General features: G+C 50.5%; 26 protein-coding genes. 14 read left to right on the forward strand and 12 right to left on the reverse strand.

Going from position 1 to position 26267, the window contains the following annotated elements; genetic code table 11:
* The coding region (locus tag AC1S52_RS10105; RefSeq protein ID WP_482028872.1) for a hypothetical protein at nt 1-234 on the forward strand (234 nt) is incomplete at its 5' end.
* Between the two features lie 244 nt (nt 235-478).
* Nucleotides 479-1384 (forward strand): 4-hydroxybenzoate solanesyltransferase, encoded by a 906-nt coding sequence (locus tag AC1S52_RS10110; RefSeq protein WP_482028873.1) that lies wholly within the window; start codon nt 479-481, stop codon nt 1382-1384.
* 164 nt (nt 1385-1548) lie between these two features.
* Here the strand turns inward: AC1S52_RS10110 and AC1S52_RS10115 are convergent, their stop codons facing one another.
* Nucleotides 1549-2334, reverse strand: coding sequence for an RNA polymerase sigma factor SigF (locus tag AC1S52_RS10115; RefSeq protein ID WP_482028874.1), 786 nt, complete (start codon nt 2332-2334; stop codon nt 1549-1551).
* 267 nt (nt 2335-2601) lie between these two features.
* Here AC1S52_RS10115 and AC1S52_RS10120 point away from each other — a divergent pair, with 267 nt between their 5' ends.
* The 4 genes from AC1S52_RS10120 to AC1S52_RS10135 all read left to right on the forward strand — a co-directional run bounded on the left by AC1S52_RS10120 (nt 2602) and on the right by AC1S52_RS10135 (nt 5358).
* Nucleotides 2602-3333: a Bax inhibitor-1/YccA family protein gene (locus tag AC1S52_RS10120; RefSeq protein ID WP_482028875.1), complete on the forward strand. Its 732-nt coding sequence runs from the start codon at nt 2602-2604 to the stop codon at nt 3331-3333.
* 112 nt (nt 3334-3445) lie between these two features.
* A protein-coding gene (prfB, locus tag AC1S52_RS10125; RefSeq protein WP_482028971.1) for a peptide chain release factor 2 occupies nt 3446-4559 on the forward strand; the annotation gives its coding sequence in 2 pieces (ribosomal slippage) (nt 3446-3517 and nt 3519-4559; 1113 coding nt in all).
* A gap of 16 nt (nt 4560-4575) precedes the next feature.
* A complete protein-coding gene (locus AC1S52_RS10130; protein WP_482028876.1) occupies nt 4576-4839 on the forward strand; it encodes a DUF2584 family protein in 264 nt (87 codons plus the stop codon).
* Nucleotides 4840-4986: 147 nt separating this feature from the next.
* Nucleotides 4987-5358, forward strand: a complete 372-nt coding sequence (locus AC1S52_RS10135; protein ID WP_482028877.1) for a TSUP family transporter — start codon at nt 4987-4989, stop codon at nt 5356-5358.
* A 111-nt stretch (nt 5359-5469) separates the two neighbouring features.
* Here the strand turns inward: AC1S52_RS10135 and AC1S52_RS10140 are convergent, their stop codons facing one another.
* Nucleotides 5470-5874, reverse strand: coding sequence for an NIL domain-containing protein (locus AC1S52_RS10140; protein ID WP_482028878.1), 405 nt, complete (start codon nt 5872-5874; stop codon nt 5470-5472).
* A gap of 512 nt (nt 5875-6386) precedes the next feature.
* On the opposite strand from AC1S52_RS10140, the gene AC1S52_RS10145 reads away from it, so the two are divergent.
* Nucleotides 6387-6998 (forward strand): thioredoxin family protein, encoded by a 612-nt coding sequence (locus tag AC1S52_RS10145; RefSeq protein WP_482028879.1) that lies wholly within the window; start codon nt 6387-6389, stop codon nt 6996-6998.
* A 119-nt stretch (nt 6999-7117) separates the two neighbouring features.
* On the opposite strand, the gene murG is transcribed toward AC1S52_RS10145, so the two are convergent.
* Nucleotides 7118-8206, reverse strand: coding sequence for an undecaprenyldiphospho-muramoylpentapeptide beta-N-acetylglucosaminyltransferase (gene murG / locus AC1S52_RS10150; protein WP_482028880.1), 1089 nt, complete (start codon nt 8204-8206; stop codon nt 7118-7120).
* A 174-nt stretch (nt 8207-8380) separates the two neighbouring features.
* Here murG and AC1S52_RS10155 point away from each other — a divergent pair, with 174 nt between their 5' ends.
* The 3 genes from AC1S52_RS10155 (at nt 8381) to AC1S52_RS10165 (ending at nt 10692) form a co-directional block, all read left to right on the forward strand.
* Complete coding sequence (locus AC1S52_RS10155; protein WP_482028881.1) at nt 8381-9235, forward strand: nuclear transport factor 2 family protein; 855 nt, start codon at nt 8381-8383, stop codon at nt 9233-9235.
* A gap of 207 nt (nt 9236-9442) precedes the next feature.
* A complete protein-coding gene (locus AC1S52_RS10160) occupies nt 9443-10267 on the forward strand; it encodes a HEAT repeat domain-containing protein (protein ID WP_482028882.1) in 825 nt (274 codons plus the stop codon).
* Between the two features lie 68 nt (nt 10268-10335).
* Nucleotides 10336-10692, forward strand: a complete 357-nt coding sequence (locus AC1S52_RS10165; RefSeq protein WP_482028883.1) for a PadR family transcriptional regulator — start codon at nt 10336-10338, stop codon at nt 10690-10692.
* A gap of 174 nt (nt 10693-10866) precedes the next feature.
* Here the strand turns inward: AC1S52_RS10165 and AC1S52_RS10170 are convergent, their stop codons facing one another.
* The 6 genes from AC1S52_RS10170 to AC1S52_RS10195 form a co-directional block, all read right to left on the reverse strand.
* Nucleotides 10867-11634, reverse strand: coding sequence for an MBL fold metallo-hydrolase (locus tag AC1S52_RS10170; protein ID WP_482028884.1), 768 nt, complete (start codon nt 11632-11634; stop codon nt 10867-10869).
* Nucleotides 11635-11716: 82 nt separating this feature from the next.
* A complete protein-coding gene (locus AC1S52_RS10175; RefSeq protein WP_482028885.1) occupies nt 11717-12325 on the reverse strand; it encodes an anthranilate synthase component II in 609 nt (202 codons plus the stop codon).
* A gap of 1 nt (nt 12326) precedes the next feature.
* Entirely contained in the window at nt 12327-12797 is a 471-nt protein-coding gene (locus AC1S52_RS10180; RefSeq protein WP_482028886.1) for a diacylglycerol kinase family protein, read from the reverse strand.
* A 158-nt stretch (nt 12798-12955) separates the two neighbouring features.
* Nucleotides 12956-13486, reverse strand: coding sequence for an rRNA maturation RNase YbeY (ybeY, locus tag AC1S52_RS10185; RefSeq protein ID WP_482028887.1), 531 nt, complete (start codon nt 13484-13486; stop codon nt 12956-12958).
* Nucleotides 13487-13509: 23 nt separating this feature from the next.
* Nucleotides 13510-13701: a DUF3285 domain-containing protein gene (locus AC1S52_RS10190; protein WP_482028888.1), complete on the reverse strand. Its 192-nt coding sequence runs from the start codon at nt 13699-13701 to the stop codon at nt 13510-13512.
* 160 nt (nt 13702-13861) lie between these two features.
* Nucleotides 13862-14593, reverse strand: a complete 732-nt coding sequence (locus AC1S52_RS10195) for a class I SAM-dependent methyltransferase (RefSeq protein WP_482028889.1) — start codon at nt 14591-14593, stop codon at nt 13862-13864.
* A 401-nt stretch (nt 14594-14994) separates the two neighbouring features.
* Between AC1S52_RS10195 and AC1S52_RS10200 the strand changes: the two genes are divergently transcribed.
* Nucleotides 14995-17379 carry a vWA domain-containing protein gene (locus AC1S52_RS10200; protein WP_482028890.1) on the forward strand — a complete coding sequence of 795 codons (2385 nt, stop codon included), beginning with the start codon at nt 14995-14997 and terminating at the stop codon, nt 17377-17379.
* 143 nt (nt 17380-17522) lie between these two features.
* Here AC1S52_RS10200 and AC1S52_RS10205 read toward each other — a convergent pair whose 3' ends face one another.
* A complete protein-coding gene (locus tag AC1S52_RS10205; protein ID WP_482028891.1) occupies nt 17523-20039 on the reverse strand; it encodes a zinc metalloprotease HtpX in 2517 nt (838 codons plus the stop codon).
* 52 nt (nt 20040-20091) lie between these two features.
* A complete protein-coding gene (gene prfC, locus AC1S52_RS10210; protein WP_482028892.1) occupies nt 20092-21720 on the reverse strand; it encodes a peptide chain release factor 3 in 1629 nt (542 codons plus the stop codon).
* A 172-nt stretch (nt 21721-21892) separates the two neighbouring features.
* Between prfC and AC1S52_RS10215 the strand changes: the two genes are divergently transcribed.
* Entirely contained in the window at nt 21893-22240 is a 348-nt protein-coding gene (locus AC1S52_RS10215; RefSeq protein WP_482028893.1) for a DUF4870 domain-containing protein, read from the forward strand.
* A gap of 479 nt (nt 22241-22719) precedes the next feature.
* On the opposite strand, the gene dxs is transcribed toward AC1S52_RS10215, so the two are convergent.
* Nucleotides 22720-24627, reverse strand: coding sequence for a 1-deoxy-D-xylulose-5-phosphate synthase (gene dxs, locus AC1S52_RS10220; RefSeq protein WP_482028894.1), 1908 nt, complete (start codon nt 24625-24627; stop codon nt 22720-22722).
* A 227-nt stretch (nt 24628-24854) separates the two neighbouring features.
* On the opposite strand from dxs, the gene AC1S52_RS10225 reads away from it, so the two are divergent.
* Both AC1S52_RS10225 and AC1S52_RS10230 read left to right on the forward strand, forming a co-directional pair.
* Entirely contained in the window at nt 24855-25583 is a 729-nt protein-coding gene (locus tag AC1S52_RS10225) for a hypothetical protein (RefSeq protein ID WP_482028895.1), read from the forward strand.
* Between the two features lie 240 nt (nt 25584-25823).
* The gene (locus AC1S52_RS10230) at nt 25824-26225 is read left to right on the forward strand and encodes a hypothetical protein (RefSeq protein WP_482028896.1); all 402 of its coding nucleotides are present in this window, start codon (nt 25824-25826) and stop codon (nt 26223-26225) included.
* Nucleotides 26226-26267: the final 42 nt, after the last annotated feature.

Here is a 26267-nt window from a genome sequence, read left to right on the forward strand (position 1 = left end):
GCAGCGGTGTCTGACACCAGTTGGGTGCAGTCTACTAGGCGCTTTTTTACGATACTGGCGACCCGCGCTACGGAACGGCGTTTTTTTCACCTCGGTTGGGACGGGCTACCTACTCTCGAAAGATACAAGGTTGGGTTGAGTGTACGAAACCCAACAGCCACAAGCTTTGCAACAATCATTGATGGCATGAATAAGAGCGCTATACAGTTGAATCTCACCCTTTTGCGGGGTTAGTGATGTTGGGGTTCCTGTCCTCAACCCACCTACGAGGCTCGTAGGTGCGCCAGACCAGGGTGGGTTGCATTGTGTGTGCCATGCAAAAACAGGCGTAGCAGTTCCGGATACAGCGGTTTGGGTATCTGTAAAGGTGGGGGGAAGGGGAGTGGCAGAGAAGTGATTTAATACCCAGTTCTCACCTCTCATCTGTTTACCTTCTTCCTTTAAGATCGTCCTTAAAACTATCTCATCTTACTCCTCCATGTCTTTTCAATCAGAAAGCCGGGAACCAAGCTGGCTGACGGTAGTTCGGCTCTTGCGATGGGATAAGCCGGAAGGGCGGTTGATCCTGATGATTCCGGCTCTTTGGGCAGTGTTTCTAGCGGCACGCGGCAATCCACCCCTGCCTTTAGTTGGGGTGATTGTTCTGGGTACACTTGCCACCAGTGCGGCAGGATGCGTAGTCAATGACCTCTGGGACCGGAATATTGACCCAAAGGTGCAGCGGACCCGCGATCGCCCTCTCGCTTCCCGTGCCCTATCCATCAAAATTGGGCTGGTCGTGGCAGTGATTGCCTTTGCCTGCGCCTGGGGATTGTCTCTCTACCTCAATCCCCTCACTTTCTGGTTGTGCGTGGCGGCAGTTCCAGTTATCGTCCTTTACCCCCTGGCAAAACGGGTATTTCCAGTGCCGCAACTGCTACTGGCGATCGCCTGGGGGTTTGCCGTCTTGATTAGCTGGAGTGCGGTAAGCTGTGGGGCGACCCCTGCTCCTACCCCTTGTTTGGGCAAGGAAACCTGGTTGCTCTGGGGTGCAACGGTTTTATGGACACTTGGATTTGACACCATTTATGCCATGTCAGATCGGGAGGACGATCGTCGGATTGGGGTCAACTCCAGTGCGCTCTTTTTTGGCAAATATGCATCGCTGGCAGTTGGGGCATTCTTCAGTGGAACTACTTTTCTGCTGGCAAAGCTAGGAATCGTGATGGAACTCCAACTGAGCTATTGGGTTGCCCTCGGCGTTGCTATTGTCGGCTGGGCATGGCAGTACTCACGCCTGTCCCAAAAAACAATTCCTCACAGCGCATATGCAGATCTCTTTCGTCAGAATGTCTGGATTGGTTTTGTTCTTCTGGCTGGGATGATTGTAGGGACAAAAAGTTAAGAGTTAGGGGTAGGTTATGCTAACAGGTCATTAGTAATGGGTGAAACACCTCACTTCCCTGCCCATAAACAGAAAAAACTGGGTCAGCTTTTCAGCTAACCCAGCGGGAGAATCATACTAGACGCGACGTGAAAGCGTGATAACAAATTAAATCAGGGCACACTCTAGGGGTCGGTTTGCAGTCCCATCGGTTGCAATAAGGAAACCATCTGGGTAATACCCCGGTGAATTCGACGAGTGACCGTCATTGGGCTGACTCCTATCCGCTCAGCCACCTCTTTGCGGGAAAGATCGTTGATAAAAACAAACTCGATCGCCTGCCGGGTCTTCTCTTCTAGCTGGTTCATTGCCCGCTGAATCTGCTGCCGGTCTTCTTCCAGATGTTGAAGGGTCTGGTAGCGTGTATCGGGCAGGGTGTCGCCCAGGGTCATGGGAGAATCAATCTGCTGGCAAACGGTGGCATCCAGGCTCAGGGGCAGGCGGTTCTTCGTGGCAATTTTGCTTTCGCGCCATTCATTAACCGTGACCCCCAGCTTTTCAGCCACTTCATCATCCGTAGGCTGGCGACCAAACTCCTCTATAAAGGACTCCCGAACTTTTTGTCCTTCTTTGTTGAGTTGTTGCCAACGGCGGGGAATCTTAACAGTACCGCTGCGATCGCGCAGAAAATGCAACATCTCGCCACGAATATAGGGAACTGCAAAGGAGCTAAACGCACAACCTTGATTAGGATTGAACCGCTCGATAGCGCGAATCAGACCCAGGTAGCCAATTTGTTCCAGATCTTCATAGGGTTCAGCGCACTGGTGACTAACCCGATGAGCAATCTTTCTGACCAGACCAGCGTTTAACTGAACTAACTGATTACGAACCTTGACGGAGGGTTTCTGGTGGTAGGAAATCAGCAGTTCCATCCCACGCGAGCGAAGAGAGGTTTGAGTAGCGATCATCTGCAGGTCACCTTTCACATCAGTGTTGAGCCTATTCTCTGTAGAGATGGCTAAGGAAACTATCGTTAATCTACGGGACTGATCAGAGGTACCCCAAAAGCATTTCGGCATAAACACGTACATCCCCCTGGAAATCCTTCAAGGTCGTTCAGCTTTCCTTAACCTTTCAAATGCCCCAAATCACCCACCTGTGCCTGTTCGATTTCTGAAATTCAGGCGAGAATAGAGAAAATACTCCTTAACCATTTCGTCGATAAGGGTAAGCTTGTGAGTAATACCAGTAACTTTCGTCAATCAATCGCTGAGGCGAGAAACCAGGCAATTATTGGTCCCAACGTAATTGCCAATGCTCTTCCCTTTGTAGGCGGGGGATTGATTTTGACGGCATTGGGCACGTTTGGCGGTCTGCAAGTACTGGCAAACAATCCCGCCATCTTTATGCCAACCTTCTGGGTTGCGCTGATTGGAAATTTGATTCTGTTCTTTGTTGCCAATTCAGTTGCCCAAAAAGGCAATAACAGCGCTGCCCTGCCGCTGCTGGCAACCTATAGCCTCTTAACCGGATATACCCTGACCGGGCTGATCTATGTTGCTCTGGCAACTGAAGGCGTTGGCTTTCAGGGAATTGGATTGGCGGCACTGGGCTGTGGCATCACATTCATTGCTGCCCGACCGATTGGCTCCAATTTGAGTGAGCAGGATGGTATGGCGCTTGCCAAAACGGTCCGGCTTGGAATCATTTCCCTGTTTGTGGTTCTGCTGATTCAGCTTGGCTTTATTGTGTTTGGTATTGGCACTCCTAGCTTTCTGGAGATTGCCATTTCAGGGATTGGGGTCCTGCTGTTCGTTGGAGCAGCCGTGGTTGATTTTTATGTCCTACCCCGCACCTACAAGGATGAGCAGTATCTGCCTGCTGCCCTGTCGATGTATTTGACCTACATCAACCTGTTCATCTTCATCCTGCGGTTGCTGATTGCCCTTTTTGGCAGTCGGGATTGACCTCCCCTTGCTTCTGCGTGAATAGTCACTTCTGTAGAGACGTTCTAGCCGAACGTCTCTACAATTGTTATAAGCAAACAAGATTCTCCTTTTGTCCTGATGTTTTATGGTGATGGAAACCCTCGAAATTAAACGCGAAGTCGAATTGCTGTCTGACCGCCTGGGTAAAACCCAGGACTATCTTTGACGTACCTGCCCTAACTGCCAAGATCCAAGACCTGGAGCAGATCGCAGCCCAGCCTGACTTCTGGAATGATCAGACACTTGCTCAACAAACCCTCCAGGAATTGAATGATTTAAAATCTCACCTGCAACAGTTTGAGCAGTGGAAAAACAGCCTGGAAGATGCCAGAGCGGTGCTGGAACTGTTGGAATTGGAAGCGGACGAATCCCTGATTCAGGAGGCAGAGTCAAATCTGACCCAACTGGGGCGCGAACTGGATCAATGGGAACTTCAGCAGTTACTATCTGGTCCCTATGACCAGAAGGGAGCCGTGCTGACCATTAACGCAGGGGCTGGCGGTACAGATGCCCAGGACTGGGCAGAGATGTTGCTGCGGATGTATACCCGCTGGGCGGAAGCGCAACGGTACAAGGTTCACCTGGCTGAATTGTCGGAAGGGGATGAAGCCGGAATTAAGTCTGCCACCCTTGAAATTGAGGGGCGTTATGCTTATGGCTACCTGAAGGCAGAGAAAGGCACCCACCGGCTGGTTAGAATTTCACCCTTCAATGCCAACGGCAAACGGCAAACCAGTTTCGCTGGGGTGGAGATAATGCCGATCATTGATAACAGCGTTCAGCTAGAAATCCCTGAAAAAGACCTGGAAATTACGACCTCTCGTGCTGGTGGCAAGGGGGGGCAGAACGTCAATAAGGTGGAGACAGCAGTGCGGATTCTGCACATTCCAACGGGACTAGCAGTGCGGTGTACGGAGGAGCGATCGCAGCTTCAAAACAAGGAAAAAGCTCTGACGATTCTGAAGGCAAAACTGCTGGTGATTGCGCAGGAGCAGAAAGCAAAGGAGATTGCGGATATTCGCGGCGATATGGTAGAGGCATCCTGGGGAAACCAGATCCGCAACTACGTGTTTCACCCGTACCAAATGGTCAAGGATCTGCGAACAAACACTGAAACTACTGCAATTACGGATGTCATGAATGGGGATCTAGATCCGTTCATCCAGTCTTACCTGCGTCAGGAAGCCCAGTTGGTTGATGTTTAGGTGAGGCACTAAATCAATGGGAATGCCCTGCCAGGTCAATAGTATTTTGCGGCTAAAGCGATCGCAGGGCTATCCAGACCCGTTGATTCTCCACACACACCATGAGGTCACCAAGTCAGGCTATCGGATTCTGCCAATGGATGTGCCACTCCAGTTGGTTGATGAAAACTGGTTTGCCCATGCAGAGGTGGTTATCCACCAACTTACCTGGGCACAACAAGCCACCCATATTCGCTTTCAGGTAGTCAGGGTTTATGATTCGCCTTTTGCACTGAAATAGTTGTGGTAGGGTTTTTCCTCCCTGGCACCTGCCATTTTTCACAAGCTTCACTTCCAACTCAATCGTGTCTACAGGTACGACGCTGGAGGCTCACTCGCCCTACAATACTGAGATTCTTATGTTGGTAGGAGTGGGGAGGGAATAGTTATGTCTATTTTGCTGATTCAGCTTTTAATCATTGGACTGGCTGCTGGTGTTGCAGGTGGAATGTTTGGCATTGGAGGGGGGGCAATTATGGTCCCAGCGATGGTGCTGCTATTAGGAATGGATCAAAAATTTGCCACAGGCACATCGATCGCCGCCCAAATTTTGCCGATTGGGCTGTTAGCCGCGATCGTCTACCATCGCAGCGGCAATCTCAACTTTAAACATGCGCTGATTATTGCATTGGGGCTTGTGATTGGTAACTTTTTTGGTGCCTTATTTGCCAATCAGCCCTTTATCACCAGCGAAACCATGAAAAAAATGTACGGACTCTTCCTGTTTGCCATCGGATTCCGCTACCTGTTCTTTCGATAGGGATCCTGAAATTGAAGCTCATTCCCTTCTACTTTGTCCTAACCCTGACGGTTACTGCTATAGCTGTTGGTTGAAAACCGCAGATTGCCTGACATCTTCTACCTGATTTCCCTAAAAATTTGTCGAAATTGCCTGTACGGGGCAGGTCGGGATGCATTGTTCACAGACAATACAGCGAGATCGCGTGAAGACTAACTTAAATGACTGGGGATCAAGGCTCAATGCCTCAGTCGGGCAGACCCCGGTACATAAGCCACAGTGAACGCAAGACTCTTCATCAATCAAAATTTCTCGGTTGGAAAAGGAGACCCCAATATCCTGCGATCGCATCCAATCCAGAGCGGCATCCAGTTGGTCAATGTCGCCAGAAAGCTCCACAACCAGCTTGCCGATTTGATTGGGGGCAACCTGCGCCCGGATGATGTTGGCTGCGACATTAAAATCTTTTGCCAGGCGGTAGGTGATAGGCATCTGGACTGATCGTTTTGGGAAGGTGAGGGTGACTCGTTTTTTCACAGTTGATGAAGGGCAGGGGTCAATCAGATGGTAGATGGCAGGAATACTTCTTGTGAATGGAAGCCCTCTATAGCGTTTCCTTTCTGGGGGAGGTACATCTCAGCTATTTGACTCAAGGGTTTTGCGGCTATCCATGTACCTCACTGGATTCAAAAACGCTATAACTTGATTCTAGAAAACCTGATCAGGATTTACGCAAATTGCCAAAGATTTGACAGCCATTTCCCCTTGGAATAAGTTACCCATCCACCCATCCACCCATCCACACGCCCATAGTGACAGAGAGTAGTAATAGAGCCATTTTGACCAAGGAGAATTTTTAATTTAGAGTGTCATCTCCTCCTGGAGCAAACCGTTTCAAATCAGTTTTTAAACCTCATCCAAGTCGAGAACTGGAGATTTTTCCCAGGAAAAACTACGGGTTTCTAAGTTGGTGAGGTTTATCGTCTGAACCGCGCAAAGTTTAAGTACACTGAAGATGGTGTAACAGCTTGTGAAGCAAGCATTGGGTTATGGCTGACCAACGACCGAACTTTACGTCTGCTGTTTCAGAGACTTCTCAAACTACTCTTGCCACACGGGTAAGAAATCTGCTAATTGTGCTGGTGGCAGTTGTTCTTAGTACGGCAGTATTTTTGGGGCTGAGGACAGAGTCAGGGGCGGCAACCTTGACTGCGATCGCAGAAGATTCTGTGCCTTTGGAAATTGCGCTGACCAACGATAAGCCAACCCTGATGGAATTTTATGCCAACTGGTGTACCAGTTGTCAGGCGATGGCACCGGATATGGATCTACTAAAGCAACAGTATGGCGACCAGGTAAATTTCGTCATGCTGAATGTGGATAATACCAAATGGTTGCCAGAGATCCTTTCTTATCGGGTGGATGGCATTCCCCACTTTGTTTTTCTGGCTAAGGATGGACAGGCAGTTGCTCAGGCGATTGGAGAGCTTCCCCGCTCGATTATGGAAGCCAACCTGATTGCATTGAACTCAGGTGAACCACTGCCCCATGCTCAGGCAACTGGGCAAACATCAGCCTTTTCCCCTCCAGCCGCAACCAAAGGGGCTTCTGATCCTCGTAGTCACGGCAGTCAGGTTGTTAGCAGCCCCTCTACCTCTTAATCAAGATGGTCAAGCGACCTACTTGATCACCACCTAGAACATCCCAATCCCGAACATGGGGTGCTCAGGAGATTGTGAAAGCGATCGTAAATTTGGAAAGCAGACTATTCGCAATATTTCTAATGCGATAAGTATTTGGTGACCAGTCTTGCCAGTTGTTCAGCACTGTCGGGTACTGCAAGAGTTGCTGTCTGTTCTGCCATTGTTTTTAAAGTTCCTTTCGCCTCAGAACCAGGCAGATCCTCGTTGAGTAGATGCAGCACATACATCTTCAGCCTATCTGGGGTCAGGTCTGCCTGCTGGAATAGGGTGGCTGCGCCTGCCTGGACGAACACATTAGCGTTGTAAGTCTGATGGTCTTCAGCGGCAAAGGGATAGGGGATAAGAATAGAAGGAGCATGGGCGATCGCCAGTTCGGTCAAGGTTCCTGCCCCAGCACGGCTGATAACCAGAGTTGCCCGTCGTAACAGTCCTGCCATGTGGCGATAAAACGGCAGTGGAAAGTAATGGGGATGTTGGAGAGTTTGGATATCCGGGTCACTGTCCCCCGTCTGGTGAACAATCCAGATTCCTGCCTCCAGCCACGCCGGAGCACACTGCCGCACCAGCTTGTTGACGGCAACGGCTCCCTGACTGCCCCCTACTACCGCAATCAGCGGCACATCAGACGGAACAGGCAACTCAGGTAGATCCAAACGGGTATCGGCAAGAAACTGTGCCCGAACCGGAGTTCCCACCACGGTTGTTTTAGCACGGGGCAGGTATTGAGCCGCGGCTTCAAAGCCCAGGGCAACCGTCGTACACCAGGGACCCAGCAAGCGAGTCACCTTTCCAGGCAGGGCATTCGATTCATGCAAAATGACTGGTAGCCCAAGGGAACGGGCGGCAATCACAGCAGGAGCGGCAATATAGCCGCCAGTTGTAAACACGCCTTGAAACTGTCCCTGTTGAAGCAGGCGGCGCACCTGCCAGATAGAGGTAATCAGCTTGAGCAGAACTTTGACCGCTGCCAGTCCCCGTGTCTGAAAGCCTTCAACTGCTACCGTATGCAAAGGGTACTGAGCAGGGACAAGCTGGGTTTCCAAACGATCCGGCACTCCCAGCCATTCAATCTCGAAATCAGGTAATTGCTCGGCAAGGGCGATCGCAGGAAACACATGCCCACCCGTACCGCTGGCAGCAATCAACAATCGGGTAGATGAACTCACGTTATGGCTCCAAAGGGTCAGTCAGAGTAGAATCGGAGAACCTGTGTCAGGATGACTCCGCCCTAACCAAAAACAGTCAGTGTGAAATTTGTCAGGCTAATCTATAGATGATAGATTGCAAACCGCACTCTTAATCCTCCCTTCTGTTCTATTCCCTTTAAAGTTGTTTGCCTTATGCACAAGCCATTCACCCATCAACCCAAGCACTTTCAAAAGAACGTTTTCCCAGGCTGGGCAGGCTGGCAACAGTGGCAAACATTTCTGCTGACGCTAGGGTTAGTGGTTTCTTTGGGTCAGGCAGGGCGCTCTGTCAATGCCCAATCGCCCCCAGCCCCTCCGGAACTGAAAAATACGCTGGCACAAATTGATGCGGCGGCAAACAAGCGTGATGTGCAGGCAGTTCTGCAATACTACAGCCCCAACTTCACCCACTCCGATGGCTTGACCCGCCAGACGATGGAACAGTCCCTTACAGAACTGTGGAAGCGTTACCCTAACCTGAGCTACCAGACCGAACTGAATTCCTGGAAAGCCGATGGAAACGGAATTGTGACAGAGACAACAACCAAAATCACGGGCACCCAGAAAATGGGAGACGCAGAGTGGAAGATGGACTCTACCCTCAAGTCGCAGCAGCGATTTGAAGGACAGAAAATTGTTAAGCAGGAAATTTTAGCAGAGAAGAGTATATTGACCTCTGGTAGCAATCCTCCTGCTGTCATGCTGAACTTGCCAGAACAGGTAAAAGTGGGTCAGCAGTTTAACTTCGATGCGATCGTCCAGGAACCCTTGGGCAACGATCTGCTACTAGGTGCGGCCTTAGAAGAGCCAGTCAAACCGGCTGGCTTGCTCGAACCCACTACAGTTAATCTAGAATTGCTCAATGCTGGTGGCATTTTTAAGGTTGGGCGGGTTCCCCTGACGGGTGAAAGCCGCTGGATTTCGGCTGTCCTGGTGCGCCATAACGGCATGACGATGGTCACTCAACGCCTGCGGGTTACAGGCGGCAAAGCACCGGCTGGGAAATAAGGTGATTCCTGATAAAAAATCACCCTTTCAGAAGCGGTTCACGCGGATTCTTACAGCCTGCGCTTTGGGCAACAAAAAACTCAGTCAGGATGGCAGGGGAACGAGCTTTTGTAACACTTCCGTTTCCCTGCTCCTCACTGATCTAGAATTTGAGGAGAGATTTTAGGTCAGTGTTGCTTCGATATTTCAATCTTCAAATCAAAATTTATGACTGCTGATCTTGCCAAAACGCTCATTCAAGCTGTTGAAGAAGCTGATTCCTCTGCCCGCCTGCTGAAAGCAGTTCAAGAATTGTCAGAGGCTCGCTTGGAAGCCGCTATTCCAATCTTGATCGCAGTCTTGGGTTACAACAATCCGGGGGCAGCGGTTGCCGCTGTAGATGGATTAATTGCCCTGGGGAAAGCTTCGGTCGTCCCTGTGCTGGAACTGCTAGACACATACAACTACGGAGCAAGGGCTTGGGCAATTCGGGCACTGGCTGGGATTGGCGATCCGCGTGGGCTGGAATTGCTGATTGAAGCCGCCAAAAATGACTTTTCGCTCAGCGTCCGTCGTGCTGCCGCCAGGGGGCTGGGGATTATGGACTGGAGCGAACTATCCCAAGAACAACTTCAGCCTGCCCAGGCTCAGGTGCTAGACGTGCTGATGGAAGTTTCGCAAGACCCGGAGTGGGTGGTGCGCTATGCCGCAGTGACCGGATTGCAGGAGTTGGCGATCGCGGTTGCTGTCTCCAACACTGATTGGGCAATGCGAATTTTGACTTATTTTGAGCAACGGATCGAGGTTGAAGATAACCAGGCAGTAATTGCCCGCATCTGGCTGGCTCAGAAAGAGATTCATGAATATGCCGTTAGTATGCTGGAAAAGCAGGCAGATCCAGCGGTCAGTACGCTGGTCAGTACGCTTGACCTGGATTGGCAAGCTACTCTAGAACGGCTTTATGCCCGTAAACGGAAGCAAGAACCGCTCCCAGAGGGTGATCCCCGCAAGTTCCGTGAAGCTGCCGCTGCGATTTACAAAGAAATTGCCTGATGTCAGTTGAACCCATTGGCGACTTTCTCTGTCTAAAAGGTTTGAACCCTTTAAGTGAGTAAATCGCAATGACCCTGAAGGAAATCTATCAATTTTTTCAGAGCCAACCTGCCGTGTATCTGAACCAGGAACTTGCAACGTGTTTTGTCTTGTATATCCTGTTGAAGAAGGACTCCTACGGAACAGAGTTAATTCAAATCGTGGAAGACAAATACCCTCCCTATCGCTTGTCAGATACGGTTCTTTACAGTGCGCTCAAGTTTTTGCAGAAGGAAAGAATGATAACGGGGTATTCCAAAAAGGTAGAAGGACGTGGACGACCCCGGCAGATGTACCACATCTCGAATGAAATGGAGAATAAGGCAGAGGATCTGGCAGGACTGTGGCAGGACTATGTAAACAGTAATGCATTACTGTTTGCCTGATACGGTTTCTGGACAAGGAAAATACCAGCACTGACAGGAAGGATTGCATGACGCTAACCTTCCCTGTCAGTCGGCGATCCATCTAAATCAAGAGAAGATTATGGCTAAAGACAACCAGGATAAATTGCTCTGGAATCAACTCCTCTATGCTCACCTTCGCCACTGCTTTCTGTGTCACTGAGCATTCATCACCTGAATCACCATGCCCTGAGAAGGTAAATTACTCCGGTTCAGATTCATGGTGTTGCCGCTGCGTCGGACAGGCACTCCACTCATCAGTGACAGAAAATTATCGACTCCCACTAAATCGCATCCTTCCTTTGAAGCGGCACTGGTACGGAACTGAGTGGGAATCACCATTCTGGGATTTAAGGTTTCTATAGCTTGTTTAGCTTCCTCTGGGTTGTATGCCTTGGGTCCACCCCCAACAGGCACCAACAATACATCTGGGCGACCCATAAGAATCTTCTGCTCCACTGAAATGGGCGCGGCTGCCCCTCCTAAATGCAGAATATTGATCCCAGACTGATTCCACTTCCATGCCACATTAACGCCAAATCTGCGCCCTCCGACGCGATCGTGATCCATCCGAATGCCTTCGACTTTGAGCTTATTCACCTGGTAAACACCAGGCTCGTAAAGTAATCGAGGATTACCGGGGACAATTTCTACCGCCCCTTCATCTAGAAGCTGGCTACTAATCATCAGCAGGTCAGTTGCCACTTTTGGCGCAGGATAGCCCGCTGTGCAACCCAGCGATCGAAATGGATTGACTAAGATCCGGATGCCCCCGCCGGTAAACAAGAAGCATGAATGTCCCAAAAACCGAACCGAAAGCCCTGATGTTTGAGCTTGAACTTCTCCTAGCCGAGAAACCATTCCAGTTCCCAGCACCGAAACCAAACCCGCCCCTGCGTAGCGTATCAACTGCCGCCGTCTCATAATTTCCTCACCAAACCACAACAGAGTTCCAGACTATGTCCTCTGAGTGTTGAGTTTGGCAATTATTCCATCAACTCAACATTCAAGACTCAACCCCTTGACTCTTGATCGACGCTAAAAAGTTCCTCAAAAGCTGCTTGCCTGAAGCGGTTAGAACACTTTCTGGGTGAAATTGCACTCCCTGAATATGGGGATACTGCCGATGGCGAACGCCCATAATCGTGCCGTCTTCAACCCAGGCGGTAATTTCTAGGACTTCAGGAAACGCCTGTCGGTCAATCACCAAACTATGATACCGGGTTGCGGTCAACGGATTCTCCAAACCTCGAAAAACCCCAGCTTCCCGATGGCTGACTGGGGATGTTTTACCGTGCATTAATACTGGAGCAGAGATGATAGTGCCACCAAACACCTGCCCAATGCTCTGATGCCCCAAACAGACCCCTAAAATCGGCAATTCGGGTCCCAGTTCCTTGATTAACTCCATTGAAATGCCCGCATCTTCAGGGCGACCGGGTCCGGGAGAAATGACAATCCCGTCTGGATGCAACTGACGGGTCTGTTCCAGGGTAATCTGGTCATTCCGAAACACCTGAATGTCTGCGGCAATGGGAAACTCAGCACTCAGCTCTCCCAAGTATTGCACCAGATTATAGGTGAAACTGTCGTAGTTATCGATTACAAGAATCATGTCAACTTAGAACTGGCAGTATCAGGAGCCAGAGCTTGGGTAACATCAGCGAACCGGCAACTCCGATCGCTACCAGTGCGGAGATGAGAACAGCCGCCGCCGAGCAATCTTTGGCAATCTTAGCCAGCTCGTGGTAATTCTGCTTCACAGTCAGATCGACCACAGACTCGATCGCTGTATTCAGTAGCTCCATTCCCAGGACGGCTCCAATGGTTAAGCTTACCACAGCCATTTCTACAGCCGTCAGGTGCAGCATGGTTCCCAAAAAAATCGCTAGGGAACCGACGATAACATGGATACGGAAATTTCGTTGAGTCTGAAAGGCATAGCTAATTCCAGCCCAGGCAAACCTAAAGCTGATCAGTAAACTGGGAGCTACCTGCCACGATAGATCCCGGTTTAACTTAACAAAATGCAGCACTTTGCCATTGGTGGAAGGCTCAGATGTTTGACGTGAAACTTCAGGAGACATAACCGAAACCGGGAGAACGGGGATTAACTTGAAGCGAACGCAGCCAGGGCTTTCATAACAAATCCTCCATCAACTAGAGGTTTTATTCCAGAAGCCACCTCATTATGCAGGTATGAAGGATGGCATAGTATAGCGTCTATTACCAACCAGCATGAATTCTAACTGGTCTGCACCGGAACTCCAACTATCTGAAGTAAAGCTTGCTGTTGATTTAACATTCGAGCCAGACTGGCATCATTGGGATGATCCCAGCCTAAAAGGTGGAGCAGTCCGTGGGTGGCTAACCAGGCTAACTCTACCCTTAAAGGATGGCTCTGCGACTCTGCCTGCCGTTGTGCCGTCTCAATCGAAATCACGATATCTCCCAAATATAGTGGTAGCGAAGCGCTCATTTCCTCCAGGGGAGAACCTTCTGCTTCCAGGGCAGCAAAGGCAAGGACATCCGTTGGTTTGTCTTGCTGGCGGTACTGCTGGTTGAGGGCTTGTATCTCGAGATCGCCCGTTAACCGTAGACTCAGTTCATACGCTTGAATCGGAGACAGATTGGGCTGTAACTCCTCTAGCCATTGCTGAAACCAATCTTCCCAGATTTCGGAGGAAATTGAATCAGTAGGAGTATTGGGCAGGTCACTCCAATCTGATGCAGCTAACTCGTCCGTCCATTGTTGTACGCAGACTTCAACCAACACAACCTAAACTCTCCTAACTTTACTTACCGGGTCAGGTAGGACAGTCCTATCAGAAAACTTAATAGGGCGATCGCGGTTAAAGCAAAATGCTTAAGAGAGGTTCCCCGCTTACGCACCATGTTACGCATCGCATGTTTAACATAGCTCCCTTCCGGTTTTGTAGGGGGCGCTTCAACTGCTTGCGTCTCTTCCGAAGCAGGATTAGAGATTTCCATAGAACTTTAAGCTGACGACTTTACACTATTCAAAGCCTATCCTAACTGAAATCCCTAATTTCTCACGGGAGTGTATAGCGGTCACAGGTATAGGAGGGATTAGGCGGAGACAGGGCAGGGGGTTTCATTTGTCCTCAGTCGCTGAGGTTATGCCTCATTCCTATGCGTTGACCAAGACAGGAGATGCCTGCATCTTACGGGCAAAGGTTGTACTTTCGATGCAATAGATACTGGTGTAAGCGGGTTCACGAATGGTTTCTACAACCAGACGATAATGCCCATCATGTCCCTGGTCGTAATCCCGTTGAGCAGAGTTATGCACTGCAACGATGCCACCGGGTTTAAGGAATGGAGCAAAGCTTGTATAGGCAGATCTTGCTCCCTCAGGGGACTGGTCCCCATCTAAGAAAAGCATGTCAATTGGTTTTTCCCAATTAGCAGCCACGGTTTGTGCGGTTCCCTGATGAGCCTCTACCCAGGCACTCACCCCAGCGCGACGAATATTCTCATCAAACCAATCTCTTAGCGATAGCCTTCTTCGCTTTGCAATCCGCTGATAAAACGGCACTGAAAACCCGTCGCCCGAAGCATTGAAAGGATCAATACAGTGAACCTTTCCACTACCACGCAGTTTACATGCTCCTGCAAATAAAACAGAAGAACGTCCCAGAAATGAGCCAACTTCAACAATGACAGCATTGGGTGGAAGGGCATAACACATTTTGGCTAACTCAATCCCTTCCTGCTCCGACAGAAAACCGGTGATTTGGCGGGAGTAAGCAAGGTACTTTCCTAAAGCTCCATATTCCAAACGATAGGAGATTGAATCGACGGTATAGGCTTTAGTACGACGCATCACTCGGACAAACATGCTGTCAGGTGTTAGTCCCATGATTCTTCTATTTCTTAAAGACATTACTTCTGACCTTTAAAGTACTGTGGCACTGAACAGAATTCGTGTAGTGTTAGTCACAAGAACTAGAATCCAGAGGAGGAGATTTAGAGATAGCGATTTTTCCACTGATTAAAATAGATATTAATCAAAGAAAAAATAGTGATTGAATTTGGCGGGAAGCCTTATGTAACTACACCGGCAAAGTAGCTTTGTCGGGATATTCTGGAGATGCTATTGAAATAATTAAAGGTTTGAACGCGCCAGGTTTGAGGAATTGAGATGGTCGATGAAGCTGCGTTAAGTTCATCTCCGGCTTCGTTACCATTCCTGCAACGAAAACCTAATTCCCTTTCAACGGAATTATAATCAGCCCAACTTCCGTATTGAGGGATTCAGCCATGTCGTACATTTTACGGTTCCTGCGTGTGCGTCGTCTGGGGATTCTGGCAGTAGCTCTGCTGATGCTACCGGCACCCTTCATGCCGCTGGCAACCCAGGCGGCTCCCCGGAGAACAAGCGTGGGGGGAGCTTGCAAAGGAGCAGAGCTTTTGAGTCCAGAGGATCCAGATGTGAGGTCGCTGCGATCGCTCCTTTCTCGCTACACCATCACGGTGCCTTATGTAACTGGCTTTGGAGAAAGACCTGTCACACGCTACGAGTTTGCGATCGCCTTAGGAGCGGTTTTGGAACAAGCCGGACGCACCTTAGCCGCGACTCAGGATGCCAGTGCTAAATCTGACCTGGCGGTGTTAGAGCAGCTTCAAGCAAAATATGTTCTGGACTTAATCGATGCAAATGCCTCTCACCAGGCATTCATGTCTTTAACGGGTAAAGAGGTGCCACTGGCGCAGGTTCGTGCCCTCCAGTTTTTGATCCAGAAATATGGTTTGTCTGTGAGGTTGAATCGAGATCGCAACCTGACCCGCAACCAATTTGCTACAGCACTCAATGCCGTTCTGGAACAGGTTAATCAACTAACAGCACAAGGGAAAATCAATTATGCAAGTCAGGATTTAAGAATTCTACAGGACTTGAATAGCCTGTATCATTCAGAACAAGCCAGCGATCGTGGACGAGTAGATGCACTAGAGTCTCGTGTAAATTTACTAACACCGTCCCAATTTGGTGTAGGAGCAAATGGAGCGGCCTTAAATGCACGTCCCACCCCTTCTAATCCCATTCCTTCTAAAAGGGGCAGCGCTGGCAGCAGAGATCAGCCTGCCCCCGCCTCACGTCCTGCCCCTGCCCTTGCCCCTCTCACTCTCAGCCCCCAACCCACCGGACTTTCACCCCAGGAGCGGAGACACAAACCGGGCACCTTCAACACCGAAGGCTATAACAACCTTACTGAAAATCCTTTTTTCCGTCCCAGTCTCAATCCCCTTTCCACCTTTTCGATTGACGTAGACACCGCATCCTACAGCAACGTGCGGCGGTTTCTGAACCAGGGGCAACTGCCACCTAAAGATGCCGTGCGGATTGAGGAAATGATCAATTACTTTTCCTATGACTATCCCCAACCAGAGGGCGATACGCCCTTTTCCGTGACGACTGATGTGGCTGCCGCTCCCTGGAACCCCAAACACAAACTGGTGCAAATTGGTTTGAAAGGGAAGCAGTTGCAGACCGTCCAGCCGAGTAATCTGGTATTTCTGGTGGATGTTTCCGGTTCCATGATGCCGCCCAATAAACTGCCATTGGTGAAGCAGTCCCTCTGTCTACTGGTCACTCAGCTATCTGCCCAGGATCGGGTAACACTGGTGGTTTATGCCGGAAATGCCGGACTGGTGCTGCCTCCCACGCCCGGTAGCCAGAAAGAAAAAATCATGCAGGCAATTGATCAGTTGGAAGCGGGTGGCTCCACCGCAGGCGGGGCAGGCATCGAACTGGCTTACAAAATGGCACAACAGAACTTTCTCAAGGACGGCAACAATCGGGTCATTTTGGCATCGGATGGGGACTTTAATGTGGGGGTTTCCAGCGATGGCGAATTGGTCCGGCTGATTGAACAGAAACGAGATAGGGGAATCTTTCTAACTATTCTGGGCTTTGGCTATGGCAACTACAAAGACTCCAAAATGGAGCAACTGGCAAACAAAGGTAATGGCAATCACTTCTATATTGATAGCTTGATGGAAGGAAAAAAAGTGCTGGTGAATGATTTGCGTGGCACGTTGTTCACCATCGCCAAGGACGTAAAAATCCAGGTCGAGTTCAACCCGGCAAAAGTGCAGGCATACCGGCTCATTGGGTATGAAAACCGCCTGCTCCGCGACCAGGACTTTAACGATGACACCAAAGATGCCGGTGAAATTGGTTCGGGGCACACCGTCACGGCTCTTTACGAAATCATTCCGACCGGGATCGTGAGTGATATCAAACTACCTTCTGTTGATCCCCTGAAGTACCAACAAAGCACCACTGCCTCTGCCTCTAATGACCCCGATCTGATGCAAGTAAAACTCCGTTATAAACACCCCAGGGATTCCAGCAGCCAGTTGATTTCCCAAGCCATTCTGGATAGAGAGGTTTCCCTGGAGTCCGCCTCTCCCAATCTCAAATTGGCAACCGCGATCGCCATGTTTGGCATGATCCTGCGCGACTCAGAGTTCAAAGGACAGACAACCTTTGACACCGTGCTGCGACTGGCAAATCAGGCAAAAGGCAACGACCCAGAAGGCTACCGGACAGAATTTATCCGTCTGGTAGAACGTAGCAAATTGCTGTCTACCCAAAAGTCAGAAACCGAACGGGCATCGCAGTTGCTAGATTCGAGTCAGTGAGAGAGGGTAGTGTTCTAGATCTGTTGTTTGCGTTCCGTCGGGGCATTGCACTGCAATGCCCCGACCAGACACCAACCACAAGGGGTGATTATTTTGGAGTTTTCAATCCACAAAGTAAGTCTTGACAGACCTCTACCCTCTTCTTAAACAATTCCTCCCCGGAAGATGATCAAAATTCCCCAAACTGCCGCGATCGCTCCCAGGATGGTTGACCAGACAGGATGATTGCTGCGATGGACTCGTCCAGCAGGGGTGCAGAGGAGGTCTACATCAACCCAGGGACTCACGCCTCGACGGAACCAACCCGTGGTTGTCAGGTCATGGTTAATCAAATCGGTGAAGCGGTTTGCTGTGGGTAGGAGGTTGCCAATGGGTCCCCAGGGGGAGAGGCAACGCAGCCGTACAATTCCGGTTTCGGTTTTCAACAGCAAGTCCTGACTGAGGATATTGCTGATGCCTGATCTACCCAGGAGTTTGCCTTCTAGCAGAATCGGCATACTATCTACCGGAACCAGATCGGGCTTTTGCAGCAATTCCACCAGCCTGGGTGGGGATTCCTGATTCCGCAGCAGAGAAGGGTTGATATCGGGAAAGAAAGGGTTGATGCGAATGAAGGTGCCAAGGCAGAAGCCAACCAGAGGGATTCCTTTTGAGAGGGTGGGATCGTCGTACATCCAGGACAGCAGTTCAGAATTAAACCGTCCGCCGACCCAGCCCACCATTGACAGGACAAATGCCAGCAATAAACCAAACCCCAGTCCAAAGAACGGTGCGCCCTGAAGCAGGAGGGTACGCCATTGGGCAGCGGTAAACCCTGATTTTTTCTGGTGGGAAACCTGTGCTTCCAGGTCAGCCTTGAAATCGAGTTCCGTTGATAGCCGCCAGTGGCGGGCATAAAGTGCCAAGAGACGGAGGCGATCGCCCGTGGGTGGATGAGAGTCAGCCAATGCCAGCCAATGACGGTAGGGATTGGTCCACTCCCACTCCAGTAAAGGCTCTAGAGGCGCATAGTGATACACACTGCCCAGGGTGGTTCCCATCCGGTGCCCTAAAGGACTCAACAATTCAAACTCTTCCAGTAGATAGCGGGTGCCTCCCTCGTGCTCCACATCTTTTGCAGTACCGATCGCTATTTTCAACAGGGCGCGGGTAAAGCCATTCGGGTTTCCCGTCAGGTCAGCCGCCGTGTGATCGCTGTAATAAACTCGCTGACGCGACAGCCATAGCCCAATCCACCGGGTGAGGGAGTACAGCCCGTAAGCGATCGCCGAAACCACGATCACCAGTCCTCGCAAAATTGGCGGTGATTGCCGATTGCCCCACTCCGACACCCAGCGGTAAATGCTGTAGGGAATCTGGTTTACCACGGTCAACAGTGACATTAGTGGCACATCGCGATAGGCAATATGCCCAATTTCGCTGGCATACACCGTGGCAATCTCGTCATTGCTCAATTGCTCAAGTAGCCCCTGACTGACCACCACCCGCGTCAAGCGGGGCAAGCATCCATAACTAAACGCTATCGGTGCCGCCGCTGGCACCACTCCCAGACTGGGCAGGGGCACCCTGCGCTGGTGGCAATAACGCTTCATTGCCTTAGCGACCTCTGGGCTGTAATTGGACAGGGTAGACAGGGAAAGGGGCTGTAACCCATGCCCAAAGGTCAATAGGGCATCTAGAATCCAGCGCGACGCAAAAAACAAAACCACTAATGGAATCAGCACGGACCAGACGGGAGGCGTTGGAATTGTGCGTTGGAAAAGAAAAAATGGAATATGAGTTAGCGCAATTCCCGAAACCAGCGTTATCAAGTAGAAAACCTGTTGCAATGCCCAAAACAACGCGATCGCCGTTCCCACCTGTGCCACAACCGCACGGGCAATATCTAGCCTTTTCAGCGGGTTCCATTGCTTCGCCCGCTCTGCCTGCCGCCAACCGGGTTGGTAGGAGAATAGGCGATCGAGGGAAGATGGAGGAGAGGAGAGAAGGGAGTGCGCTGTTAGCTTTCCCGCAGAATGGGAGGGCAGATCAGCCGTGGTTCGTGGTTCGTGGTTCGTGGTTCGTGATTCTTGTGGAATCTCCGTACCCGTTACTCCATACCCCGTACCCTGTACCCGGTCTGTTTCCGTCTCCTGCATCCCTGCTTCTGATACTTCCCCTTCCGTCTCCTCCAAAATGACAGTCTGGCGAGGGAGAGAGGAGCCATCAAAGGGCACAAAACCCGTCAGGTCTTCGCTCTCTGATGGAGAAACTTCTGCCTGCTCCGTGATTTCCCCGATCTCTGCTGATTCCCGCTTCACCACTGCTTCATCTTTCTGACTCCTTACCTCCCCGCCTACTTCTGCATCAGCCATTTGGGGAAACCGCTGGGTTAAATTTTCCAGGGTGCGAGTTGCCCACTCTTTGACCTGGGGACCTTCGTGCTGACCCAGCGCCTGACAGAGAGACACTGCCTGGGGAAGATTACCATTGCGGGTATAAGCCACCACTAAGCCCATCTTTGCCTTCAGGCTGAGGGGATGATTGGGGGGCAGAGATAGGTTCTCAAGCAAGGCGATCGCCGTTGGGTAATCGCCTTGCTTCAGAGCCGCTAACCCGACTTCTGCATCGCTAACAGCTCCGGAGAGGGGGGTAGATGACGAATCAGGAACAGGAGGCATGGTAGAAGTTCTCCTGAAAATGGAAATGGGAGGACAGCTATCTAGAATAACCTCATAAAGAGGCAGGTTCTCTCCCAGAAACTACGGGGGCGATCGCGTTCAGTTTTAACTCCGGATGGTCTTCCTGAAGCTGGCGCAGGTTCCATTCGTTACGAAATAGCAATACTGGACGATCCCAGAGGTCTTTCGCGGTCACTGTATTGAACAGTCGCCCCACTTTTTGTAAAGCCTCCCATCCCCCTTCAACCCAGCGTGCCACGCTATAAGGCAACAGTTCTAAGCGGGTTTCTACCCCATACTCGTTTTGCAACCGAAACTGAACCACCTCAAATTGCAACTGCCCGACGGCTGCCAAAATAGGATCGCGCTTTGCCTCATCAGCCGAGTACATAATCTGTACTGCCCCTTCCTCTCGCAGTTCAGAAACTCCTTTCTGAAATTGCTTGAATTTAGAAGGGTTGGGGTTTTTGAGATAGGCAAATAGTTCCGGGGAAAAGCTAGGAATTCCTTCATACTCAAGCTTTTGCCCCACGTAAATCGTATCCCCGATCGCAAATACCCCCGGATTGTTTAACCCGATTACATCACCGGGGTAAGCCTCATCAATCACGGCTCGATCCTGGGCAAATAACTTCTGGGGGCGCGAAAGGCGTACCATCTTGCCAGTGCGGGCATGGTTCACCATCATGTCTTTTTCAAACTTACCGGAGCAGACACGGACAAACGCCACCCGATCCCGGTGTTTTGGGTCCATATTTGCCTGGAGCTTAAACACAAATCCAGAAAACTCGGGGTTTGTGGGCAGAATTTCTCCCCGGCTACTGGCATGGGATGCCGGTTTAAGGGCATAGTCCAGAAACGCATTGAGGAATAGTTCAACCCCAAAGTTGGTCATCGCACTGCCAAAGAACACAGGAGTCATTTTGCCCCGGTGCAGTTGTTCCAGATCCAGTTCGGGTCCCAAACCTTCTAGCAGTTCCAGTTCGTCTTTGAACTGGTGATATAGTCCTTCGTCTAGCAGATTTTCAATCTCAGGATTGCCCAGGTCGATGACCGTATCGATCGCCTCTCGCTGACCGTGGGCACTCCGTTCAAACAGGTGAATCTGGCGTGCATGGCGGTCAAATACCCCTTTGAAGCGATCGCCCATGCCAATAGGCCAATTCACCGCATAGGTCTGCAAGCCCAACTCTTTCTCAATTTCATCCAGCAATTCCAGTGGTTCCCGCCCTGGACGGTCTAATTTATTGATAAACGTAAAAATGGGTAGCCCCCGCATTCGGCAAACCTCAAACAGCTTACGAGTCTGCGGTTCCAAGCCCTTGGCGGCATCGATCAGCATCACCGCATTGTCAGCTGCCGCCAGGGTGCGGTAGGTATCTTCACTAAAGTCTTGGTGACCGGGAGTATCTAGCAGGTTAATCTGGCAGTTCCGGTACTCAAATTGCAAGACGGTGGAAGTAATCGAAATTCCCCGTTGCTGTTCCATTTCCATCCAGTCCGAAGTGGCATGACGCTGTGCCCGCCGTGCCTTCACCGAGCCTGCCTGGTGAATTGCCCCCCCGTACAACAGCAGCTTTTCAGTCAGCGTTGTTTTTCCTGCATCCGGGTGAGAAATAATGGCAAAGTTACGCCGTTGTTCAACAGCTACCTGCAATTCGGCTTCGATTTCACTGGACATTATGATCTGAATCCTGCTGGAACTTCTCCTAATCTATCAGGGTAGAACGGAATATTGGGCAACCGCTTTCGGTAAACCCTGCCCTGTTATTCGTATTCCCACTCCCTGCTAAATCCAAAGTTCGCTGTATATTGGCAAGTGTAGTAAAGCCCCAATGGATGTGAGGCTGCCAATGCAAACGCCTGAAGTCTTTGATGCGGATAAGCGCAAACTATTGTCTTCCCTGGCTCACGGGTCGATCTTTTTCAGTGGACTGCTGGTTTCAATCGGAATTCCGATCGCCCTTCTATTTGTGTCCAATGATCCTGTTGTCAAAGACAACGCCAGGGAAGCGATTAACTTTCACTTCAATGTCTGGCTCTACGGGCTGATTCTAATTCCGTTGTCATTTATCACCTTTGGACTGGCAGGTGGAATCTGGTGGTTGGTTCATTGGGGATTGACCGCCTGGGCAATCGTTCACTGCCTGAACACCCCAGATCAACCGTTCCGCTATCCTTTTATCTTCCGGTTGCTTTAAAGCATAAGCTTTAAAGAATAAATTGCCCCTCAGGCGAGACTCTGGGGGGCAGTTGAGACAGTTAAACGCTTAGTTGTTTATAGTGTGGCGGAGATTAAAAGGGTTGGTCCAAATGGGTGTGACGGTTTCCCCATTGTCCCTGCCCATTGCTCTTACTAGACCTTGACATCAATCTGGCTACCATTCCTGACACCAGACACCCTTTGAATAGTTGCTGAACTGACGCTACAGAGTATCAGTCCATTGTTTCTACAAGCGGTATCGCAATAAGTGGTATCGAAAACTGTAACCAGTCAATCCAGGAGCGGCACTCTTTGTAGACTTAAATTGCACCTCATGCACTAATTGAAAGGCAGCCCATCGGCTGCCTTTTTTGTTAGAACTTAAGGTGAGAGTTGAGAGTTGAAAACTACCAATCACCAGTGATGAGTGACCAGTAGTTGCTCCTTAGCAACTAACAACCAACAGCTAACAACCTCCTAAACTCCAACAACAGATGGCTGTTGACTGAACAGCTTCAAAATCCGCTCTGCCATTTGGGGCGGGGTCAGTCCCAGTTCAGCTTTAGATTGATCGGGGGTTGCGTGGTCAACCAGCTTGTCGGGAATCCCAATCCGGGTCAGGGGGACGGCAATGTCAGCATCCAGGAGTGCTTCCGCGATCGCCGAACCAAAACCACCAGGGAGACAGCCTTCTTCCATCGTCACAACCCGACCAATTTGTTGTGCCAGGGGCAAAATTAGCTCAGTATCCAGAGGTTTGGCAAAGCGGGCGTTAATTACCGTAGCGTCAATGCCATGCTCATGCAGAATTTCTGCCGTTTGCATGGATGGATAAACCATGGATCCATAGGCAATGATCAGCAAATCGTCCCCATTCCGCAAAATTTCCCCTTTGCCGATGGGTAGGGGTTCCCAACCCTCTTCCATTAAAGGCGCACCATAGCCGTTGCCTCTGGGATAGCGGAGGGCAATCGGTCCATCGGTATGCTCAATTCCAGTCACAATCATGCGCTGAAGTTCAGCCTCATCCTTGGGAGCCATCAGCACCATATTGGGAATACAGCGCAAGTAGGCAATGTCATACATCCCCTGGTGTGTCGGACCGTCTGCCCCCACAATGCCTGCCCGATCTAGACAGAAAAACACGGGTAGGTTTTGGATGCAGACATCGTGGATAATCTGGTCAAATGCCCGCTGCAAGAAGGTGGAATAGATAGTGGCAACCGGGCGCATTCCTTCACAGGCAAGTCCGGCAGCCAGGGTAACGGCGTGTTGTTCAGCGATTCCCACATCAATGTACTGCTCTGGCACCCGCTTTTGCAGAATGTCTAACCCCGTGCCTGTTGCCATCGCGGCAGTAATGCCAATGATGCGGTGGTTATTTTCTGCCAGTTTGGTCAATGTTTCGCCAAACACTTTTGAATAGCCAGGCGGTTTGGGCTTGCTGGACGGAATTGCCTTTCCAGTTGCTAGATTAAAGGGATTTTGAGCGTGGTAACCAACCTGATCTTGCTCAGCAACCTCATAGCCCTTGCCCTTAGTGGTCGCCACATGAAGCAGGACAGGACCCGGAGTTTTGTGAGCCTGCTGAAACGTGGCAAGCAATTCTTCCAGGTTATGCCCATCAATGGGTCCAATATAGGTAAAGCCTAATTCTTCAAACACTGCCCCGACCTTGGGCACTGCCAGGCGCTTCATCCCTTCCTTAAACCGATCCAATTCGGGGGCAAGGGAGTCCCCGACAAAGGGGAGGTGCTTGAACTGTTCTTCCAGATTGTCGCTCAGAAATTGAACGGGAGGGCTGAGGCGCATTTTGTTGAGATAACGGGGAATGGCACCCACATTGGGAGAAATGGACATTTCATTGTCGTTTAGGACAACCAACAGGTTGGTCTTAGGCAAATGTCCGGCATGATTAATCGCTTCCAGTGCCATACCACCGGTTAAGGCACCATCTCCAATCACAGCGACTACTTTGTACTTCTCGCCCTGTATATCCCTTGCCAGAGCCATTCCCAAAGCGGCTGAAATACTGGTAGAGGCGTGACCAGCCCCAAAGTGGTCAAATTTGCTCTCACATCGCTTCAAATAACCAGCGACCCCATCCTTTTGGCGTAGCGTGTGAAAGCGAGAATACCTGCCGGTAATCAGCTTGTGGGGGTATGCCTGGTGCCCTACGTCCCAAACGACTTTATCGTGGTCCAGATCCAACGTCTGGTAAAGGGCAAGGGTTAACTCGACAACGCCTAAACCGGGACCCAGGTGTCCGCCTGTAGCTGCAACGGTTTGTAGGTGTTTTTCGCGGATTTGACGGGCAACTTGCTGGAGCTGGTAAACAGACAAACCATGCAACTGGTTAGGGTGGGTAATCTCGCTCAGATGCATACCGGGGTATCCTCTGGTTTTTTCTCTGGTTTTTTAATGAACGGATTCATAGTATCTTTAACACTTTAGTTGATTACCGTGTCCGAATTGGGCGATACAGAAAGCAAATTTTGTTACGTTGGGTTATCTATCAAAGGTGCCAGATTTCAGTTTGTTGGGGAACGATCGCCCTGACCAGGGGTAATATCGGTTACGTTCGCTTTTGTCTACTGGAGAAAGCGTGTATCATGCAAGTCAGACTGTTTAATCTTCATAGACCCGTGAGCATTCAACTCTCTCAACCTTCATTGTTGACCTTAGGAGCCAGAAGGCTGGTTCGCGGTCTGTCTGGTCTGGGTATCGTTGCTGGTCTTGTGGCTGCGGTCGTTCCAGCACCGATTGCGATCGCCCTCCCTTTTCCGCTTCCAAGAGTGAACGACTATCGACCGAGTAGAAGGGATTTTGACCAATGCACATCCCGTTTGATCAATCTCCAGCTTTCTGTTGAAGAAGCCACCTCTGCCTGCGCCCGCACGCTAGTGCCGAGTGATTTGTCCAAGTGTGTTGAAAGGGTTGCCAGTGTGGATGCGATCGCGGCGGCGGATGCCCTTTCCGCCTGCCGTCAGGTGCGTCGTCCCGAGGAAATGGCATCCTGTGTGGTTGATATTAATGGCAGAGTCGAGGGAGCCACCGCTGCTGACGTACTCGATGGCTGTCGTCGGAGTCTGTTTCCCGATCGGCTTGCTAATTGTGTCGTGGGCACGACCCAGGCGGCTAAGTATCCTTCCACCCAGGCAATTAGCACCTGTATTGATGGAGGTTATTTCCCGCGCGAGTTAGACCCAACGTTTATTAGCTATCCGCTTGTCGAATCGTTTGAACCGAGCCAAACCCCTTTGTTTGAGCCAGCACCGTCCCTAACTCCAACTCCAGCTCCAACTGCTCCGGCTCAGGAAGTAATCCCTCAGAAGTTTTGATGGGTCATTAGCAAGGATTCCGGTATCGGGCACCTGGTATTGGGTATTGCGTATCGGATGTTCTGAGTCGGGTGCTTAGTCTTTGAGCTGGGCGCGCCTATGTGTTTGGCGGAATCAAAACTTGATGGAATCAAAGCCTGACAGAATCAAAATTCTGATGCCTGGGCGATCGCACAGTCTGGGAAACCTGGCTTAACCTGGAGATATAGCCTGTGAAAAGGTGAATTTTGAGGTTGGTTTATGAAAGCATGGGCGATCGCCATTACTTCTCTACTGTTGCTAAGCACCCCTGCCCGTGCAGCGGAGTACGAGGGCAGAAATATTGATGGTAGGAAACTGGATGCCCAGGTTTACTCCTACCAGACGGGCGGTGTGTTTGATACTCAAGTGGAATTTAACCAGGATTTAGCCACTATTTACTTTGCGGGTGGTGGGCAACTGACTGTTCGGCTTAATCAACGTGCGATTGCCGATCCAGACAATATTCTGGGTTATGGCAGATTAGGACAAATACCACTGGGTCGCTCTTTTGCGATTGGACTTACCCCAGACAACGGTTTGCGGGGAGGGCTAACGATTGGAGCCGGACGGTTAGATGACTTGTGGAGAATTCGTTTAAAGTCGCTCACAAGCGAAGAGTGAAGGATAGAAAGGGAGGAGCAGGGGGCTGAGGGGAACTCTCAA

The sequence above is a fragment of the Kovacikia sp. CALU 1929 genome (genome assembly GCF_056784235.1).